This is a genomic window from Lawsonella sp. (assembly GCF_011525565.1).
GTDB classification, from domain to species: Bacteria; Actinomycetota; Actinomycetes; order Mycobacteriales; family Mycobacteriaceae; genus Lawsonella; species Lawsonella clevelandensis_A.
In genome coordinates, this window is the sequence record NZ_WVRS01000023.1 from 1 (window position 1) to 17,803 (window position 17,803).

General features: G+C 56.9%; 12 protein-coding genes and 1 pseudogene. 7 read left to right on the forward strand and 6 right to left on the reverse strand.

Translation table 11 applies throughout. The features are described from left to right. Positions 1 to 256: 256 nt before the first annotated feature. Positions 257 to 835: a GtrA family protein gene (locus QZV76_RS07355; protein ID WP_290599374.1), complete on the reverse strand. Its 579-nt coding sequence runs from the start codon at positions 833 to 835 to the stop codon at positions 257 to 259. Between the two features lie 214 nt (positions 836 to 1,049). Here QZV76_RS07355 and QZV76_RS07360 point away from each other — a divergent pair, with 214 nt between their 5' ends. After that, positions 1,050 to 2,063 carry a hypothetical protein gene (locus QZV76_RS07360; protein ID WP_290599375.1) on the forward strand — a complete coding sequence of 338 codons (1,014 nt, stop codon included), beginning with the start codon at positions 1,050 to 1,052 and terminating at the stop codon, positions 2,061 to 2,063. A 34-nt stretch (positions 2,064 to 2,097) separates the two neighbouring features. Here QZV76_RS07360 and QZV76_RS07365 read toward each other — a convergent pair whose 3' ends face one another. The 4 genes from QZV76_RS07365 to QZV76_RS07380 form a co-directional block, all read right to left on the reverse strand. Then, a complete protein-coding gene (locus tag QZV76_RS07365) occupies positions 2,098 to 3,987 on the reverse strand; it encodes a glycosyltransferase (RefSeq protein ID WP_290599377.1) in 1,890 nt (629 codons plus the stop codon). 178 nt (positions 3,988 to 4,165) lie between these two features. Next, positions 4,166 to 5,824, reverse strand: a complete 1,659-nt coding sequence (locus QZV76_RS07370; protein ID WP_290599379.1) for an FAD-binding protein — start codon at positions 5,822 to 5,824, stop codon at positions 4,166 to 4,168. Positions 5,825 to 5,890: 66 nt separating this feature from the next. Beyond that, positions 5,891 to 7,327, reverse strand: coding sequence for an NAD(P)-dependent oxidoreductase (locus QZV76_RS07375; protein WP_290599380.1), 1,437 nt, complete (start codon positions 7,325 to 7,327; stop codon positions 5,891 to 5,893). 419 nt (positions 7,328 to 7,746) lie between these two features. Further along, positions 7,747 to 9,228 (reverse strand): hypothetical protein, encoded by a 1,482-nt coding sequence (locus tag QZV76_RS07380; RefSeq protein WP_290599381.1) that lies wholly within the window; start codon positions 9,226 to 9,228, stop codon positions 7,747 to 7,749. 174 nt (positions 9,229 to 9,402) lie between these two features. Between QZV76_RS07380 and QZV76_RS07385 the strand changes: the two genes are divergently transcribed. The 4 genes from QZV76_RS07385 to QZV76_RS07400 all read left to right on the forward strand — a co-directional run bounded on the left by QZV76_RS07385 (position 9,403) and on the right by QZV76_RS07400 (position 14,032). Next, on the forward strand, positions 9,403 to 10,419 hold the full coding sequence (locus QZV76_RS07385) for a hypothetical protein (RefSeq protein ID WP_290599382.1): 1,017 nt from the start codon (positions 9,403 to 9,405) through the stop codon (positions 10,417 to 10,419). An 8-nt stretch (positions 10,420 to 10,427) separates the two neighbouring features. After that, the gene (locus tag QZV76_RS07390; protein ID WP_290599383.1) at positions 10,428 to 11,105 is read left to right on the forward strand and encodes a hypothetical protein; all 678 of its coding nucleotides are present in this window, start codon (positions 10,428 to 10,430) and stop codon (positions 11,103 to 11,105) included. Positions 11,106 to 11,487: 382 nt separating this feature from the next. Beyond that, a complete protein-coding gene (locus QZV76_RS07395; RefSeq protein WP_290599385.1) occupies positions 11,488 to 12,936 on the forward strand; it encodes a hypothetical protein in 1,449 nt (482 codons plus the stop codon). 397 nt (positions 12,937 to 13,333) lie between these two features. Continuing rightward, positions 13,334 to 14,032 (forward strand): hypothetical protein, encoded by a 699-nt coding sequence (locus QZV76_RS07400; protein WP_290599387.1) that lies wholly within the window; start codon positions 13,334 to 13,336, stop codon positions 14,030 to 14,032. Positions 14,033 to 14,100: 68 nt separating this feature from the next. Here QZV76_RS07400 and QZV76_RS07405 read toward each other — a convergent pair whose 3' ends face one another. Continuing rightward, a complete protein-coding gene (locus tag QZV76_RS07405; RefSeq protein ID WP_290599389.1) occupies positions 14,101 to 14,316 on the reverse strand; it encodes a hypothetical protein in 216 nt (71 codons plus the stop codon). A 48-nt stretch (positions 14,317 to 14,364) separates the two neighbouring features. Between QZV76_RS07405 and QZV76_RS07410 the strand changes: the two genes are divergently transcribed. Continuing rightward, the gene (locus QZV76_RS07410) at positions 14,365 to 15,741 is read left to right on the forward strand and encodes a hypothetical protein (RefSeq protein WP_290599391.1); all 1,377 of its coding nucleotides are present in this window, start codon (positions 14,365 to 14,367) and stop codon (positions 15,739 to 15,741) included. A 641-nt stretch (positions 15,742 to 16,382) separates the two neighbouring features. Continuing rightward, positions 16,383 to 17,803: pseudogene (locus tag QZV76_RS07415) on the forward strand (hypothetical protein); the annotation flags it as partial.

Genomic DNA, 17,803 nt, shown 5'->3' on the forward strand with positions numbered 1-17,803 from the left:
AGACGCGGGGGCGCCCCGGCTGCCATGCGCGGCGCGGGTGCTGGTGGAGGACGGACTGGATGGTCATGCTCTTAGGCTATCCAAATTGGGGAGGGAATACCGGCGGAAATGGCACCCTGGCCAAAGCGTTGCATAGACGTTGCATAGACGTTGCACAAACACAATAAATACGCTGCATTTCGTGCGCATTAGCCTAGCTGTGGCGGACTAGCGGTAGCGGCATAGCGTTATACCGCTCGGCGCGACGCAGCTTGTTTTAGCGGACTCGGAAGATGACGGTTCGCTGGACGATAAAGTTCACAATAGTGGCGACAGCCTGCCCCACCACGAAACCAATAGTTTTTGCCCACAGGTGTCCTAGCGACAGGGTGGCTTTGTACACCACATGGAAAATGCCGACGTTCAGCCCGAATGTCACAGCGTAGAGGATACAGACGGCAATAAGGCGTTTCGTGGAGTGCTCGGCCTGGAATGTCCAGCGGCGGTTGAGGGCGTAGGCCAGGGCGGTGCCGCAGATGAAAGAAATTCCTTTGGAAACGGTGGTGTTTAGCCCCAGGTAGGACAGGAGGAGGAGAAGCCCGAAGTCGACGACGGCAGACACGCAGCCGGTGGCGATAAAGCGAAGAATTTGTGTCTTTAGGCTTGTGGTGGTGGAGTTTTCACCCTCGAGGGGGACGGCGGTGACGTTCGTGGCGGTCATCATTGTTTCGTTGGCCTCCACTGTGGGATCAGTGCGGTTAGTGGTGTCTGCGGCGCCTGCACTATCCGCGGCACTTGTAGTCTCGATAGCGCCCGTGGGGTCGTTGGGGGTGTTATCCTGCTCAAACTGCTGCACGTTCCTCAGAGTAAACCGATTCCCCTGGCCATGCCACTCGCCTACCCGCCCGCGGCACGTCGCGCTATGCCCCAGCAATGTGCCGCGTCACGCCGTGCTACACCCCCACGTCATACACCATGCACATGCCACACCATTCCGCACCCCGCAGCATGAGGGATAGCGGAGGGCATAAAATGGGGGTCGTTGACTACTGCGAGGAAAGTGGGAAGCCATGCGTCATCGTGTTTCTGCCGCCACTACTGGGCTACTGCTTACGGGGGCGCTAGTGGTGGGAGTGGCGGTGTCTGGCTGCACTGTTCCTACTGCGGAGGATCGGAATAATGCCGGCGGCACCACGGGGACGCACCAGCCTGGTGATGGGGATTCTGCGGCAACCCCGTCTGCGGGTGTGCCGGGGGGCCAGCATGCTGCCACTATTACGGATAAGCAGGCGAATGCGTTGCAGCGGTCGTGGCAGCAGTTTGTGAATAGGCACCCTAAGGCGGATATGAGTATGGCGCTTTTGCCGGTGGGTGCACAGAAGGGTGCTGCCCCACTGGAGTTGGGGTTTGCGCCACGCATAGCGGGTGGGGAGGCTTTGCGCGTGCCTATTGCGTTGGCGGCGGTGGAGAAGTCTGGTGGCGATGGTGACGTGGGTGGGGATCTGGTCACTGCCCTCAACGCGAATGATGCGCGGGCGGCGGCGCGCCTGTGGGCATCGTTGGGGACGCCACAGCAGGCGGCGCAGGCTACTATGCGGGCGTTGCGCCAGGGTGGGGATACGACTACCCGTGTGCAGACCCAGTATCCTTTGCGCAGTGAGTGGCTGCCGGTGAATCAGGTGCGGTTTGCGGCGGGGTTAGCGTGCTTGCCGTCCGCCGAGTACATTCGTGCTTCTATGACGGCATCGAGCCCCAGCCAGCAGTTTGGTTTTGGTGGCTACAGTCAGGCGCAATTCAGTAATGCCTGGGTAGAAACACAAGGTGCGCAGGGGCCACAAGGTGCGCAAGGAAAGCAGGGCGCACAGAATACGCGGGGTGCACAGAAACAGAGCACACAGAAACAGAGCGTAACTACGGTGCGCCAGATGGTCATTATGGACATGGGGAAGGCGGGTTTTGCGGCACTGTCGCTGACGGCTCGCACACCGGACGGAACGCGGGCAGGCGCGGAGAAACTCCTTACCGCTATGGCGCATTGGTTAATGAGCCAGGCGGCCAATGTTCCCGCCGGGCGCTGCCTATAGCCAGTCGCCTACACAGCCGCGCCCTCGCCTAGTCTTAGAGCTGGTAGAGCCGTTTCCAGTTATCGCGGGAGGTGAGCTCCCCGAACGCGTCCCGGTATTGTTGCGCAACCTCATCAGCTTCGCGTGTGAAGCGGCGAATGAGGGCGGTGAGTTCGCGTACTTGCTTGCGGGACTTCTCGTGGTCGAAAACGCGGTGGTGGACTACCGACTGGGAAGCGTCCGTGACGTACACGTCCTCATAGAGTGAAGTGTTCCACCAGGTGGCGTCCTCGTAGGGGACGATGGTGGCACCGGGGATCCGCTTGTTGAGGAGGGCTTTCACGGTGCGTTTCGCCATGACGGCTTTTTCCCAGCGTTCGGCGGGTGGCGGGGCGGTGCGGCCGACACGGGCGACCGGTGGTACGTCGTCGAGGTTGGTGGGTTTGGTTTCGGGGAAGGCGGCGCGTTCGCGGTTAATGCGGGCGACGGCGTCCTGGCCACCGTCGTGTAATCCCTTGGGGCCGTTGAGGAATCCGCGGACGGCCGCCATGTGGGTGTGGGCGAGGCCGTATTGCATGCCGAGGATCTCGCGGCGAATATCGGCCAGGGTGCTGGTGACTAGGGCTTTGGGGTTGAAGCCGGGGTCCAGGGCGGCGGTGATGAGGCCGTTGCGCATGGAGAAGAAGTGTCCGAAGCCGTCCACGTCTTTCCAGTAGAAGTCGGCGTGCCAGACGGCGGCGCCGGGGAGGGTGACGGTGGGAATGTTGTTGCGGCGGCCGCGAAGTGAGTATTCCACGTCGTCCCATTGGAAGAAGAAGGGTATGGGCAGCCCCATGCGGGTGACGGCCTCGGAGGGGATCAGGCAGGACCACCAGCCGTTATATTCGGCGTCTAGGCGGCGTTCGGGGAGGTCCCCATCAACCATGCTGGTGTTGGTGACGCCGTGTGGGTCGGTGAGGGTGCCGCGGCGGAGGGTGCTGAGGTCCACGCCTTCGGCGCTGGCCAAGAGGAAGTCGGGGTTGTAGAGGAACATCATTTGCGCGCCCACGATGGTGGGGGTGCGGGTGAGGGCGGCGAAGGCACTCATGCGGACGACGGTTTCGGGTTCTACGCGAACATCGTCGTCCATGAGGAGAATGTCGACGGGGGTGGTGTCATGCTCGGTGGCTTCGTAGATGCCGCGGGTGAAGCCGCCGGAGCCGCCCAGGTTGGGTTGTTGAATGTAGTGGAGGGTGCCGCCGAAGGTGGTGGCGGCGTCCTGGAAGTCGGGCTGGTCAGCAACGTGCTGGGTGCCTTGGTCGGTGACGTAGAGTTCGTCGATCATGCCGCGAACGAGGTCGTCGTGGGCGAGGGCGGAGACGGTGGCGGCGCAGTCTGTGGGGCGGTTGTAGGTGCAGATAGCAATAGCCAGCCGGCGCTTGCTCTCCCCCGCGCTGGCGCTATCGTTCGCCGCTCCTGCGCTCACCCCACTACCAGCCCCGCTAGCAGCACTGTTTGTACTGCCGGGGGCGAGGGTGTGGGAGTGCCATTCTACGTCGCTGATGTGGGAGTTTCCTTCACGGGCGGCGAATTCTAGCCAGAGGGAGCCGCCGTCGTGGAAGCTGTTGAGGGGGGCGGTGAGGGTGAAGGTGCCGGGGCCTTGCAGGACGGTTTCGTCGATGGTGCGTTCGTGGCCGCCGATGTCGGAGGCGCGGAGGAGGATGGTGGTGTGGACGGTGGGGTCGGCGTCGATGGTGCCGGTGGCGTTGACGGAGGTGACGCGGGTCCAGCGTTGCCAGTAGGAGGCGGGGAATCGTCCGAAGTAGGTGTTGGTGCTAAGGCTGCCGCCGCCGTCGAGGGTGATGTGGTGGCGGGCGCGGAGTGCGGTTCCGGAGCAGTTTCGCGCGTAGAGGTCTTGGTTTACCCAGGCGCGGGGCCCGGTGAAGAGTGTGCGCTGTAGCAGCATGCCGTGGCACCTTCCATAGCGGTGAGGGAGCGGATGTACTTTTAGTGGAGGGTAATTCGCCCTCCCGAGGGGTGATGGGTGGGTTTACCTTCCCAGACTAGTCTATAGATAAGGTGTCGCCCCAAGCTCAACGCTTGGGGCGACACCTTTTAGTGATGGTTAGTGTTTACGTGGTGTTTTACTTCTTGTCGGCGGCGTCGAGGCGCTGCTTGGTCATTTCCTTGCAGCGGGCGGCGGCGTTGCGGCCGGCGCGGCGGCCGGAGAAGAAGCAGTCGGCGATGGACAGGCCGGAGACGTAGGAGTTGGAGCAGACGCCGACGGCGTTGCGGCCAGCTGCGAACAGTCCGGGGATGTCTTCGCCCTTGTCGTTAACAACATTGCCGGTTTTCTCGTTGACCTGCAGGCCACCCAGGGTGAGGCCGGGGGCGGGGTAAACAAGGCCGTTGAGGAGGTTGTTCGGAATGTTGGAGATGTCGATCCCGTAGAAGGGTGCCTTGATGATGGGGCTGGAGAGGTTGGCTGCCTTGTGGTAGGGGTCTCCGGTTCCTTCAAGGATGCCCTTGTTGTACTCGTCTACGGTCTTGCGGAGGCCGGCGGCGTCAACGCCGATCTTGGCGGCGAGTTCCTCGAGGGTGTTGGCTCGCTTGTGGCCGAGAGTGTACAGGTAGAGGGACATGGCCCAGTGGAAGATTTGGGACTGTGAGGGCACTTGCTTCAGAGCCTTAATCCACTGGTCGTGGTCGAGGACGAGGCGGCAGTTGGCGCCGTATTCGCGGACCATGTAGTTGGAGTGGGTTGCACCGTAGAGGTCTTCGTTGGCAACACGGTGGCCGTTGGTGCCAACGGAGACGCCCTCGATGAAGGCTTCCGGCGGGGAGATGAAGCGCCAGGAGGTGGCTTTGTCCATCTGGGCGATGGCGCCGCCGGCGCTTTGTCCGAGCATGATGCCCTTGCCGTTATCGCCACCGGTTCCTAGCGGGGTGATCTTGGCGTAGGGGCCGGTGTACTTTTCCATCCAGGAGGTGTTGTAGGCGAAGCCGCCGGCGGCGAGAATGACGGAGTCGCAGTGGACTACGTAGTCCTCTTTACCGGCGCGCCAGATGGCGTCGGTGAGTTTGTCGGCGGGGCGGCCGATGTAGTCGGGGAAGAAGTTACCCATCTTGGCGGTCAGTTTGGTGACTACCCAGTGGAGTTTCTGTAGCTTCTCGTTGTTGAGGGCGGAGAACTTCACGCCCACTACTTTGTTGCCGTCCATGACGAGGTCGGTGACGCGGGCCACGGGCAGGAAGGTGACACCCTTCTGCATGGCGGAGTCGTGGAGAGCTTTGAACAGTACCTTGCCGGATTTCAGGCCGGAGGCGTGGGTGCGGTGGCCACGGGCGGCGGGCTTGGCGTGCTCGTTGTAGGGGTAGGCCTTCTCGTTACCGGAGTAGTACAGGTAGTGCTTGTCGGTGGGGTAGGAGGCCTTGTAGGGGCAGAGGGAGGCGTTGAAGGGAACGCCGTTTTCTTTCAGCCACTCGATCATGCCGGGGGACTGTTCGCAGAATTCGCGGAGGGTTTCGTCGGAGACGACGCCCTTGGCTTCCTGCTTGATGTAGTTGAACATGTTCTCGACGGAGTCCTCGACACCGGCTTCCTGCTGGATGGAGGTGCCGCCGCCGGCGTAGACGATGCCGCCGGAGAGGCGGGTGGCGCCGCCACCGATGGAGAGGTCTAGGGCGAGAACGTGGGCGCCGTTGTCGGCTGCTTCAATGGCTGCGGCCGCACCGGCACCACCGAAGCCTACGACGACGACGTCGAATGAATCGTCGGGGATGAGTTTCTTTTTAGGAGACAATTTGTTCCTCCTCGTTATGTCTGGGTGTGGGGCTTTCCGCGGGGGCGGGAAGCGGGGTGGTGAAGATTAGCGGTTGAGCTGTGCTAGGAATTGGCTGTGCTCGGCAATCTTGTCGTATTCCCAGGGGTTGCGAACCTCGTGGGGGCACCAGTGGCCGGCTTTGAGGACGGCGAAGGGGCTGGCGTCGAATTCGTAGCCCATGGTGCCTTGCCAGCGGAGTGCCTCGTAGGGGTCGCCGGAGTACTTGGTGGAGAGCAGTTTGCCGCCACGGAATTTGGCTGCGTCCTGGAGTTCTTTCACGGTGATCTTGGAGAGGTCTTTGCTCTCGTCGTAGCCGTGGTCGTAGTAGGTGGGTTCTTTGGAGAACTCGGGGGGTACGAATGTATCCCAGGTGCCTATCTTCTTCCACTCGTCGTAGCCGCCGAAGTAGGCCTCCATACCTGCGGGGTCCTTCTCCTTGATGAACTTCAGCATGCCGCGGTCCTTCAAGCAGGTGGGGCGCATGACGAGGTTCTTGATGAAGCCCTTGGGCATGTAGCCACCCAGTTTGAAGCTGGCGGGGGCAGCGTTCACCATGCGGTCGATGGCCTTCTGCGGGTCCGCGCCGGAGCGGAAGGGAACCAGTTCTTCCAGGTAGTCGGAGTCGGTGTACCACTGGCCGTGGAAGTTGCGGTTGGCGTACCAGTTGTAGTCGTACCAGGTGCGCATGTCGGCGCCGAAGGCGCTAACCATGCGGGAGTAGATTTCGTAGTTGCTGAAACGCCAGGGTTCGCCGGAGCCGAGGTTGTAGACACCGCGCCAGAACTTGGGGTTGACCTCGTAGTCGGTGACGATGTTGCGGATAAGGCGGGCAGCGTCTTCCACGAGGATCCATTCCAGCACACCGTTCATGGTGGTGTGGGTCATGATGGGGTCCAGAATGAGGACGACGCCGGGGTGGAAGATGCCGGAGGAGCGGAGCCATGCCCACTTCTTCAGGCCGGAGTGAATGAGTGTCCGTTCCGCAATAATCTTGGACTGGGCGTACTCGTCGTACATGGAGGGCCACAGTGGGTCGCCGACGCGTCCCCAGTGGTGGGGTGCTTGGCGGTCGCCGGTTTCGGCGACGGAGCCGATGCCGATAACGCCGATCTCGTCGGGGTTCGGCTGGGCTTTAACGGCCTTGATGATGTTGCGGATAGCACCAACGTTGACCTTGTGGGTAAGAGCATGGTTGGCGTCTGCGACGGGGGACACCATGCCACCAAGGTGGATAACGTAGTCGGCGCCGTCAACGCAGCGCTTCACGGACTCGTAGTCGGTGAGGTCTCCAAGGACAATTTCGACGTTGTCCTGGGCTTCGAACTCCTTGCGGAGGTCGGGATTGTTTTCGTAGTCGGTGGGGAGGACGAGGGCAACAACATCTACCTTGTTTGCTACGCCAGCCAGTGACCGGAGGGTGAAGCGCCCCCAGTTACCGAAGCCACCAGTCAGAAAAACTTTCGTTTTCTTATTCTGAACCATTTAGGACTTCTCCTAGTTGCAGGGTGTAACGGCCATGTCGATGTTCAGTCTAGGTTTGCTGTCCTAGTTTTGATTTAGTTTCCGCAACTATTAGCGTCACGTCTGTGAAAAAGTGTGCTGAGTAGCACAAACATAAAGTGCCGGGGTGTGAAAATATGGTCCAGTGTGACCTATCTGCCACCACAAAAATGCCAAAACTTTCCATTTATGACACTTCTTGTGGCCCGTAACGCTGCCTATTTTTTACTTTCCCGCTACGCCTTATCCTCCCCTTTCTTTCTCCTTTTAGTACATCTGACCAGTACTATTGGAGCTCCCCCACATATCTACTAGACGGCCAAATATTGTATAGCAAAAAGACACACTTATGCAGCGGTTTTAACTTAATTAAAGTCACACACCTGTATGGCAACTAATAGTTACTCGTGGCAGTTTTTGCCGCAACTGTTCCCCTTTTGCATGTCACGTATTCCCGCCTGCGCATCGCGAGTTCCCTCTTGCGCATCGCGTGCTACTAGCGCCCCGGCCGCGAGGACTGCGGGATAAATAAGGTATCCGAAGCGGCTAGCGGGCATGAGCAGCATGGCGGCGGTAAGCCCCACGGCACATATCCAGAGGGTGCGTACAAGCGTGGAGGGGGGTCGTTTTACCATCCACACCACTAGGGCAATTCCGGCCAGAAACAGCAGTGCGCGCGCTATCCACACCCCCACTGGCCCGGTGGCGGCAATAAGTTGCCCGGGGGTTCCGCCCTGCGCGGAGGAAGTGACGGCGGCGGATCCACTGGGGTAGTGAATGATGTTTTCCACCATTGCGTCCGGGTTCTTTAAATAAAAAGGTATATAGGCGGCCAGTGTGACGGCCAGAAGCACCACTGTGAAAACCGCGAACTGCGCAGCAGGGTGTGCAGCGGAGCGTTCAGCCGAGCGTTCAGCCGAGCGTGCAGCAGGGTGTGCAGCAGGGTGTGCAGCAGGGTGTGCAGTATGCGGGCGCCTAGCAGCACCCCACTGGTAGGCCAGGGCAATAAGGACAACGAGCACCACGGGCAGGGCGGTGAGTTTCATGCCTAGCGCTATCCCACCAGCTAGCCCGGCTAGTGCAGCGGTGGCGGGTTTGTCGTGGAAGGCTGCTACCGCGCAGAGGAGGAGCAGTGCTACTAGTAGTGCGTCTATGCCGGCGGCAACAAAGTTCATGGTGACGGGCGGTACCGCCACAAGGAGCAGGAGCGCACTTTCGGGAATGGCAGGCTTGTGGGCTAGGAGCCAGGTGAGGAGGAGAACCAGCACGGTTGCGGGGAGGAGGTAGAGCCGGACGTCAGTCCACCAGTGTGTTCCCCACCAGCTGGTGGGGAAGCCGAATATGGCAAGGAGTGGCGAGTAGGGGTTGTAGTCTGCCACGTGTGGGGTGGCCAGGTGGCCTGCATCAATGTAGGGGGTGCCGGTGTGGAGGAGGAGCTGGCCGGAGCGTTCCACAACATAGGTTTCTAGGTTGGCGCCTATCTCGTGCTCGGGTGGGGCGGCGGTATGTGCCCGGTGTGCCACTCCCCAATACATGGGGGCGAGGGAGGTTATGAGGAGGAACGCGGCAAGGATGCGGGCGCGTACGGGAGTGCGTGCGGGAGAGTGTGTGGGGGCTAGTGCGGGGAAATGATGGTGGGAATGATGGCGAGAAAGGTAGTAGAGGGTAGTTAAGTAGGCGATTGCTACTATGCAGGAGGGAAGAGTGATGTAACCCCATAGACGGTATGCAGAAGCAGTGTTGAGAGATGTGATAGCAGTGAGGGCGGCATAGATTCCTACTGCTACGAAAATGGCAACCTCTATAGAAAAGGTCTTCAGAGGGGTTAGCTGTAAGCGATTATTATCACGAAAAACTGAAACCATCAAGAAGGGAGAAGACACCTCCTACCATAGCTATTCGAACGAAATTCACACTGCAAGAAGCGATCTATTACCTAGTTCACACAAAAATAACCAAAAATCGCTATATCTCCAATGGGCTAAATGCTAACCTCGAAACACTCGCGGGAGGTCTCCTCCGCGTGAATTGCATTTCTAACTTTTAAGGAGAAAGTGATGCAAACTCTAACAAAGTCGGCTGCTGCGATTGCGGCAGCCACACTGTCACTCGCTATTGGTAGCGGTGTGGCACATGCACAGGAAGTGCCTGAGGCTCCACAAGGACTAGACACTACCGTGAGCACTAACGTGGTTCGCGGCGCGAATCTAGCCTCGTGGAATATTCCGGACACTCCGGCTCCGTCAAGTGACGCGGTTGCTTTCCTTGAAGATGCTCTTAAGCTTGCCGGCCGAGACACCCTCAAGAACGCTAAGCGCAATTCACTGATGTCGCCTACCACAACCATTAACGTTCGAGCAGACGGCAACGATAATAATAGTAACGATAAGAGCGATTACCTCAAAGCTGCGGTTAGCAGTGGTTCCACTGGTGCTATTGAAGGCGCGCTAGCTGGCGGCCTTCTCGGCATCCCCGGTGCAGTAATTGGCGGCACTGTCGGTGCTGCTGCTGGACCGGTTATCGGTAGTGTACCTGCTGTCGCTACCAAGGTCGCTCGTAACTTCCACGCAGTAAAAGCTGCCCTGCCTACCATTGGCGTTAATAAGCAGATCATCGATGCCGCTCTAGCAGCTCGCAATGGTAAGCACGCCCTCGTCGACGTTAAGCTTGCTGCAGGGAATTTCGTCGCTCAAATTATCGACAAGAACCTTGCCGTTCTAGACGGTGTTGATGCACTCCTAGCTGGAGCTACCATTCCTGCTAACATCGCTGCCCAGGGCCTCGATGCTGTACGCGTCCTCCACAACGGACGCCAAGCATTCCTGGAACGCCGCCTACTGCTAGCAGGTATCCTGCCCGCAGCTAACATCGCTGCCCAGAAGATCGATGGCCTACGCGTCCTCCACAACGGAATCCAGGTAGCCATTGACAAACTACCGTGCGCCGTTATCGATCTGAATCTGCTCGCACAGGGTATCGATGGCCTACGCTTCCTCCACAACGGAAAACAGGTACTCTTTGACGGTACTGTTGCTTTCATCGCAGGCAATCTAGCACTTTTAAGTGCGGCTTAGCGCTTCCCATGCCCGTCCCTGGTGTGGCAGCAAAGGCTTTTCTGCTTAAGTTCGCTGTTCTACAGCATCAGATTGCTAATGCTGCCCGCATTAATACTGGTCTTAACCTCGCTGCCCAGAACCTCGAAGCCGTACGCTTCGTTATCAACGGTGTTCAGGTAGCTGTCAATCTTCCACTGTCCCTCCTTGGAACAAAGTTCGCTGTAGCTAACATCGCTGCCCAGGCCCTCGATGCAGTACGCGTCCTCCACAACGGTAAGCAGATCATTGCCGCTGGCCTGGCTATCCCGGTTTTCATTGGTCTCAAGAAGTTCAACAAGATTCTTAAGATCAAGAATGGCATTGACACTCTTGCCTTTGGCGCTGCTGCTTTGAAGCGCATTGCTCTGAAGGTACTTGATCGCATCCTCCTCATCAAGAATGGTGCTGTGGTACTCGCCAGTGGATTGTTTGTTGTGCACAACCTTTTCAAGGCTGCACTTGCAGAAGGAATTCACCTTCTCACTGTCCTGCCGGGCATTGTTCTCAGTGCTCTAGGATTCGCGGCTGGTGCCTTCACCGGTGCAAGCCTTGGTGGTGTAGCTGGTGCAACCGCCAGCATTCCTGGTGCTTTCTGGGGAACCATCCTCGGAGCCCTCGGAGGCGTAGCCTACATGTACATCTACAAGGAAGTACTCAAGAAGTAACCAACCTTCCTAAAACGTAGATTGACACATAAGTTCATACACACACTGGGGTGCCCTCCACACAGGAAGGCACCCCAGTTCCTATTTACACACCACAACCCATCCACACAATGCCCCACCACCCCCCTATACCACTCGCCCCAAGCGCATGCCCCCCACACACACGTTTCACAGACCCCACCACAAAACTGTGTAACCTACACTCCCGCTTCAAATATCACCAAAATTAGGAAACATTACCTAAACATTTTCAGAAGACACTTCAGTAACAATATGAACTTCTGCCAGATCACTAGCATTTGCCACAGCCCTGACTATCCTTAGAAAGGAGACGCATCCCAGTCGCACATTTATACTCATTCCTACTCAAGGAGAAAATACAATGAGAGGGATAAACAAAGTGGCCCTAGGAATTTCCCTGGCTGCTTTATCTCTTACAGCGGGCAATGCAATGGCACAAGCCGAAGAAACACCCGCCGACACTCCCATCGCAGTCCTACGCACTGCACACGACACCGTTAACAACATTGCTCACCATGATGGCTCCACGCACCCCATCATCACCATCGAGCACCACGACACGGACCATAAAGACTCCACAAAACACGCACCACTACCCCCACGCGAAATCCTAGATTTCCTCACCCAATCACTCAACCTTGCTGGCCGCGACATCCTCGCAGGCGCCACCAAACACACAAGCGCCAACCATACAGGTACAGACAGTGACGACACCACAGGTATTAGCGAAAACGAATACCGCACCATCATTGGTAGCACCGTAGCTGGAGCACTAGCCGGAACCCCCATCAGTGCAGTAGCCGCCGGACTACCAGGGGCGTTCGTAGGAGGCACAGTAGGATCCGTTGCTGGCCATCTAGGCGGAAGACTAGCCGGCAACATTATCGGTACAGTCGCCGGAGCTATCTCCGAAGTACTCCTCACCATGCCATTTTACGTACTATTCGGAGCAGCACGTCGTGCCCCCCTCGGCATCCTCCCCGGTATTGTTATTAACCCCATCCACAAATGTCTTAAATCCTCTGCGCTAGCCGTCATCCCCACACTGATGGTCACCACACCGGCCGCACTTATCAGAGGGACAATCGCTGTTCTTCCCAGCCTTACAATAGGGTCCATTCTTGGAATAATGGGTGGCCACCTCACTGCTATGGCAGTAGGTGCCATCCTCGGCGGTAGTGCTACTCGCCTCTGCGTGCCGCTAGGTGGTCCAATCCTCCACACAATGGCCTTCCTCTTTGGCGCTGCTGCCGGAGCACTTCTTGCCCGGTTAGGACTCAGCGGCATTATCGCCGGACACGCTGGGCTTCTACTCCTATGCCTCCCCCTAGCAGGAACGCGCACCCTCTTCAAAGCCGCAATAGCTGCCACTATTGCTGGTCTTCCCACTTTCATCGTTCTTAAAACTGGTATCTTTTTCCTGCTATCCCTACGCAATGCGGGTAGATTCGCCATCATCCTGGCAACCTTTGGTGGAATCCTTGGCATGCTGCACTGCGCCATAACGTCCTTCCTCCTTGGTGGACTGCTCATTGGCCGTCTTATTGTGGCAACCATTCTGGGACTCGTTGGCCCCATCGTTGGCACCGCCCTCGGCATCCCATTTGGTGCCGCAGCCGGTATTCCCGGTGCTCTTACCTGCGCCCTCCTCGGTGCAGCCCTAGGTGCCGGTATAAGCCTTGCCATTGTTACTCTTCTTCACAAGAAGGACATCACCGTTAAAGGCTTCGGAAAAGACGACACTGCTAAGAAGATGACGAATCCTCTCGACAAGATTCGTACTCGTAGCAACTACGCGCTAGCCGCCTAAGCCTTCATATATAGCATTACGCCATAACGTATTAGTGGGTGGGGTACCTTCCTTTTAAGGGGAAGGTACCCCACCCACTTATGTATTAAGTATTAAGGACCGTGCAGTATCTCCACTACCTACGACACATGGTTATCCCCAAAGATGTAGCCCTCGATAAAAGAATGTATAGAGAGTAAACAAAGCTGTAAAAATACATCTAAAGAACATCAGTTGTTCATGACCAACTCCGTACAAGTGGTCTTTTACTGCGAATAATGGAAAACGAACCCTGTTCTCTCGCTCTGTACGCTACTAGTACTTCCGTAAACTGGCATGACATATTGCGGATACTATAATGGCATCGAGGAATAATTCGATAAGTCAACGTATAAGAGATTACTAAAAGGAGAAAGCTATGAAACAAGTGGCTAGATGGGCTGCGGTATGCTCCTCCGCAGCCTTGTCACTCGCTATCGGTAGCGGAATAGCACACGCACAAGAGGTGACCACTACCCCATCGTCACCCGCCTCCGCCACCACAGCCAGTGTGCTGCACAGTACTGGCTTACACAGTACTGATCTACACAGTATTACTGTGACTACCCAGGATCTCCCGTCCTCCCCCACACTTCCCAATACTGCAGTCAACTTTGTTATTGACTCCACCACCCTGGCAGGCCGCGACATTCTCAAAAAGGCGGAGCGTACCGCACAGAACGCTGCACAGAACCTGTCAGCCAGTATTGCCCCCACCAGCAATAACGGTAATGGGGGCAAAGACACCCCTGAAAACATTGCCCGAGCAGCCGGAATAGGCGCCGCCATCGGAGCACCCGCCGGAGCAATCACCGGCTCCATCGCCGGCATACCCGGGGCACTTGTTGGAGGCGGCATAGGAGCTAGCATTGGCTACCTTGTTAGTAAGCCAATCGTCAACACTATTGGTACGCTAATCACCACTGGCGCAGCAGTCATTCCCAACACCATTAACACAATTGGTGTCCTTGGTAACGGCAGCCTCGCTGCTGTCGCAGCTCCCGCTGCAATCCTCAACAGTGCACAAGCTATTAACCGAGCCATTGCCGCTACCACAGTAGCAGTTGGCACCCCCTAGCGATCCCCGTATCTATTCTGAACGGCATACAGGCCATCAACCGTACAGCTGGAGCAGCTTGGCATAGCCTAAAAACTGCCGGCTTCGGTGCCGCAACTCTCATCAACGGCACTGAAACCCTCGCCACCATCGGCGGAGCCATACTTACCAGCACCACCGCTGTTGGACTTGGCACCCTGGCCCTTATAAACACCATTCAAGCCTTTAACCGTGGCATTGCCACACCGCTTGCCGGCGTTATCTCCGGCGGAACCATTATCGGCGCAGTAATTGACTACCTCCAAGCCGTCAACAGAAGCAGCATTGCGCTGCTCAGCGCAATCCCGGCTCTCTTGAACCCAGTAGGCGCTGCCCTCTCAGCCCTTAACGGTATCCAAACCATCAACCGGCTGATCCCCCAGCTAGCGGCCTCCTTCGCCACGGTTCTCAACCTCAACCTGGCAACCATCGACGCTATCCAGGCCTTCATCATTAATGGGCCACTGGCACTACTGAACGGCACTATCGTATTCTTCCTTCTCCCACAGACTGCCCTCGGCATAGCACTTATCCTGCTAGCCATTGCCCCTGTGGTGAACCCCATCATGTTCCGCGTCATATCGTGGGGCTTCGGCATTCTTGCCATTAATTCCGTTAACTTCCTCTTCGTAATGCCAACGCTGGGTCTCAAGATCGTCATGACCTACTCCACTGGCATAAACGCCATCCTGTGGGCCATCAACAGATTCTTCTCCGAGATCTCCGCAGCTACAGGGCTTATCTTCGCCCTTACCTTCGCGGTCTTCTGCCCCGCACTGGGGCTTGCCGGCGCCCTGCTAGCAGCCCCCGGCATTATTAACACCGTCGCAGGCCTCCTCAACGGGGCATTAGCGCTCTGGAACAATACCTGGTTCCTTCTCCTCAGCGGCCTCACCTTCCTCGTTGGAAACCTGGCACTTCTGGGGCTCCTCCCCGTTATCCACCACGCCATCTGGTTCCTTGGACTGGGATTCCCCAACATTCTCGTTATCCTTGGCACCATTAGCGCGGGATTCCACATCACAATCTCCGCAGGTTGCGCACTCCTAACCGCCATCTTCGCCGGTATAGCACTCGCTACGAACTTCCATACCGTCATGGCTATTCTCCTGGGCAGCCTTGCCGTCATTAACAGTGGACTCATCCTCCTTAACGGTGGCCTCACACTGTGGAACAATGCAGGTTTCCTCGCCTTCATCCTTCCCACCATTGCTAACGCTGCACTCGCACTTATCTACCTGGGTCTTGCCGCAGTAGACAGTGCGAAAGCCATCCTTACCCCCGCAAGCGGCATTACTGCCAGCGCACTCGCTGCCCTGGCAGTGCTACACGCCATCAACGCAGCACTATTCAGTGTCCTTGCAGCATTCGGCGGTATCAACGCGTTTGGTTTCACCAAAGCCAACATTCGTAGTGCTCTCCTCTCCCTGGCAATCTTTGCCATCACAGCACTGGCAGGACTTGCTATCAAGGCACTGAGCAGCAGTGTTGGTACCACACTCGGCGCACTCGGCGGTGGAATCTCACTAGCAGCCCTCGGCGCAGGCGTAGGTGCCACCATCACAGGCGCACTCGGTGCCGCAGCTGCCCTTGCCTACCGCTACTACAAGACGAAGATGACGACAGCTCCCGCCCCCCATGCCTGCCCCGAAGAAAAAGGGAGGAAACAGCAAGGGCAACAAAGGTGGTAAGAAAGGCAGCAACGCCAAGAAAAAGAAGGCCATGAGCCTTCACGGCAACTACGCTGCCCAGGGCGACTACGTGCTAGCCGCCTAGCATGGGAAACCACTAGATAGGTGCAGGAAGTTCATTACAAGCCGCCAAAAACATCAAATACGACGGCAAAATAATGACAACAAAAATAAAAATAAGGACACTACTAGGACACTAACAAGAAGAACGACATCGAGAAGAATAACAAGATTCTCATCGTTCACACTGGCACTGCCCTAACTGCCCAAAATCCTGTACCGCTAGAACAATTCCAGACAGAACTACAACACGAACAATAATTTAATAAGACCAGTATGTGGCGCTTTTCCTAACAGGAGAGGCGCCACATATGTATGCAGCCTATATAACAAGCAACAGCACATATAGCACACATAACTAGATAGCGTTTACGCAATAACATTATGTTTCCTACATATGTCCAGGACATAAACATATGCACCAAAAACAACAAAGAAACGCGTAATTTATCACACCCCCACGCTAAGTTCGGTAGAAACTCTTACTTTCCCCCCTCGAGAGAGCTACGTTAAAAGTAGGCAACTATTTGACAATACCTATTACTAAACCTATTACTAGCTTTCTCACGGAGGAGAACACCATGAGAGGAATAACCAAAGTGGCCCTCGGATTCGCCGCAGCCACACTATCTCTCAGTGCTGGTGGCGCGATAGCAAACGCACAAGAGGTACCCACTCCACCATCGCCCACAACGCATACTGTTGTCCACCATGAGCCGCTAGCACTAGCCGGCACCATTGAACAACACATACAAAACCACCCAACGGTGCCCGCAGGAGAAATCCTCGACTTCCTCTCCCAGTCACTCACCCTCATAGGGCGTGACGTCCTAACCAACACCGGCAGCAACACCGCCCACCCTGCACAAAAGAGTGACGGGACCACCACAGACGGCTCCAACGAGGACATCCTGGGAGAAATTACCACCGCAGCCACAGGCACTCTTGTTGGTGCACTAACAGGAGGTACTGTCGGAGGACTCCTCAGCCTACCCGGAGCGCTCATAGGCGGCGGAACTGGCTCACTCGCCGGCATCGTCATCGGCAAAATCGGTGGCGGCCTTACTGGCACAGCTATAGGCACCGTCACAAAAACCATTATTGACCTACCACTAGCAGTACCCCTAGCACTAGCACACGCAGTTGAAGGCGGCATTGTCGGAAAACTAGCACTACCCCTTACTAAAGGGGGAATATCTGCCGTCGCCGGGGCACTACCCGGCGTACGAAATGCTGGAATAGCAGGCGTACTGTCCTTTATCCCAGGACTAGTAGTAAACGGCATCTTCGGTGGTCTACTCGGCAAGCCGATACTCATCATCGTCAAGAACATCGCCGACCTCGCAAACGCCACCATCATTCCGGCTGTAACAGGACTCCAAGGACTCCTGGTAGGCAACGTGTTGGGAGGCTTGCTTTCTGACGGTATTCACTTCATTGAAGGAAGCATCGTTGGCCAGGCTGTTGGCGCAGGTATCACCCTCCTCAACGACGGAATAGCAGCCCTCGCCGGAGGACTCATCGGAGCAGGAATTACCGGCCTTATTGCTGCCAGCATTAATGCCCTCATCGGACTCTTCAACAGCTGGCCAATAGGAGCCACAATAGGGGCTATTGGGGCTGGCGTTGCTGGCATCATCACCGCCCTCCTCGGTGACGGCCTCGCTATCCCACTACGCTGGATCGGCGCCCTCGGCGGATTCCTCACCGCCCCCATCGCCGGCATCGGAGGACTATTAGTACCTACTGCTATACCTTTTGCAATCGGAGTCTTTGGATCTCTGATGGCAAGCTTTGTCATGGTTCAAGTTGGTGCGATTATGGCCATAATTGGTCTCCTCCACATCACAGGTATCAACATCTTCCTACTCGGTGTAGCAATAGGCTTTAGCAATCTGCTTAATGGTCTAGGACTAGCAGTACTGTTCCGTGTAATACACGGTCTCATCGGACGTGTTCTCGGATTCCTCGCCGGAGCAGCCATCGGCAAACTCCTCGTCTT

Excerpts from the sequence above, each read along its gene's own strand:
- QZV76_RS07360 (WP_290599375.1), top strand. The coding sequence starts at position 1,050 with ATGCGTCATCGTGTTTCTGCCGCCACTACTGGGCTACTGCTTACGGGG.
- QZV76_RS07365 (WP_290599377.1), bottom strand. The coding sequence starts at position 3,987 with ATGCTGCTACAGCGCACACTCTTCACCGGGCCCCGCGCCTGGGTAAAC.
- QZV76_RS07375 (WP_290599380.1), bottom strand. The coding sequence starts at position 7,327 with ATGGTTCAGAATAAGAAAACGAAAGTTTTTCTGACTGGTGGCTTCGGT.
- QZV76_RS07385 (WP_290599382.1), top strand. The coding sequence starts at position 9,403 with ATGCAAACTCTAACAAAGTCGGCTGCTGCGATTGCGGCAGCCACACTG.
- QZV76_RS07390 (WP_290599383.1), top strand. The coding sequence starts at position 10,428 with ATGCCCGTCCCTGGTGTGGCAGCAAAGGCTTTTCTGCTTAAGTTCGCT.
- QZV76_RS07395 (WP_290599385.1), top strand. The coding sequence starts at position 11,488 with ATGAGAGGGATAAACAAAGTGGCCCTAGGAATTTCCCTGGCTGCTTTA.
- QZV76_RS07400 (WP_290599387.1), top strand. The coding sequence starts at position 13,334 with ATGAAACAAGTGGCTAGATGGGCTGCGGTATGCTCCTCCGCAGCCTTG.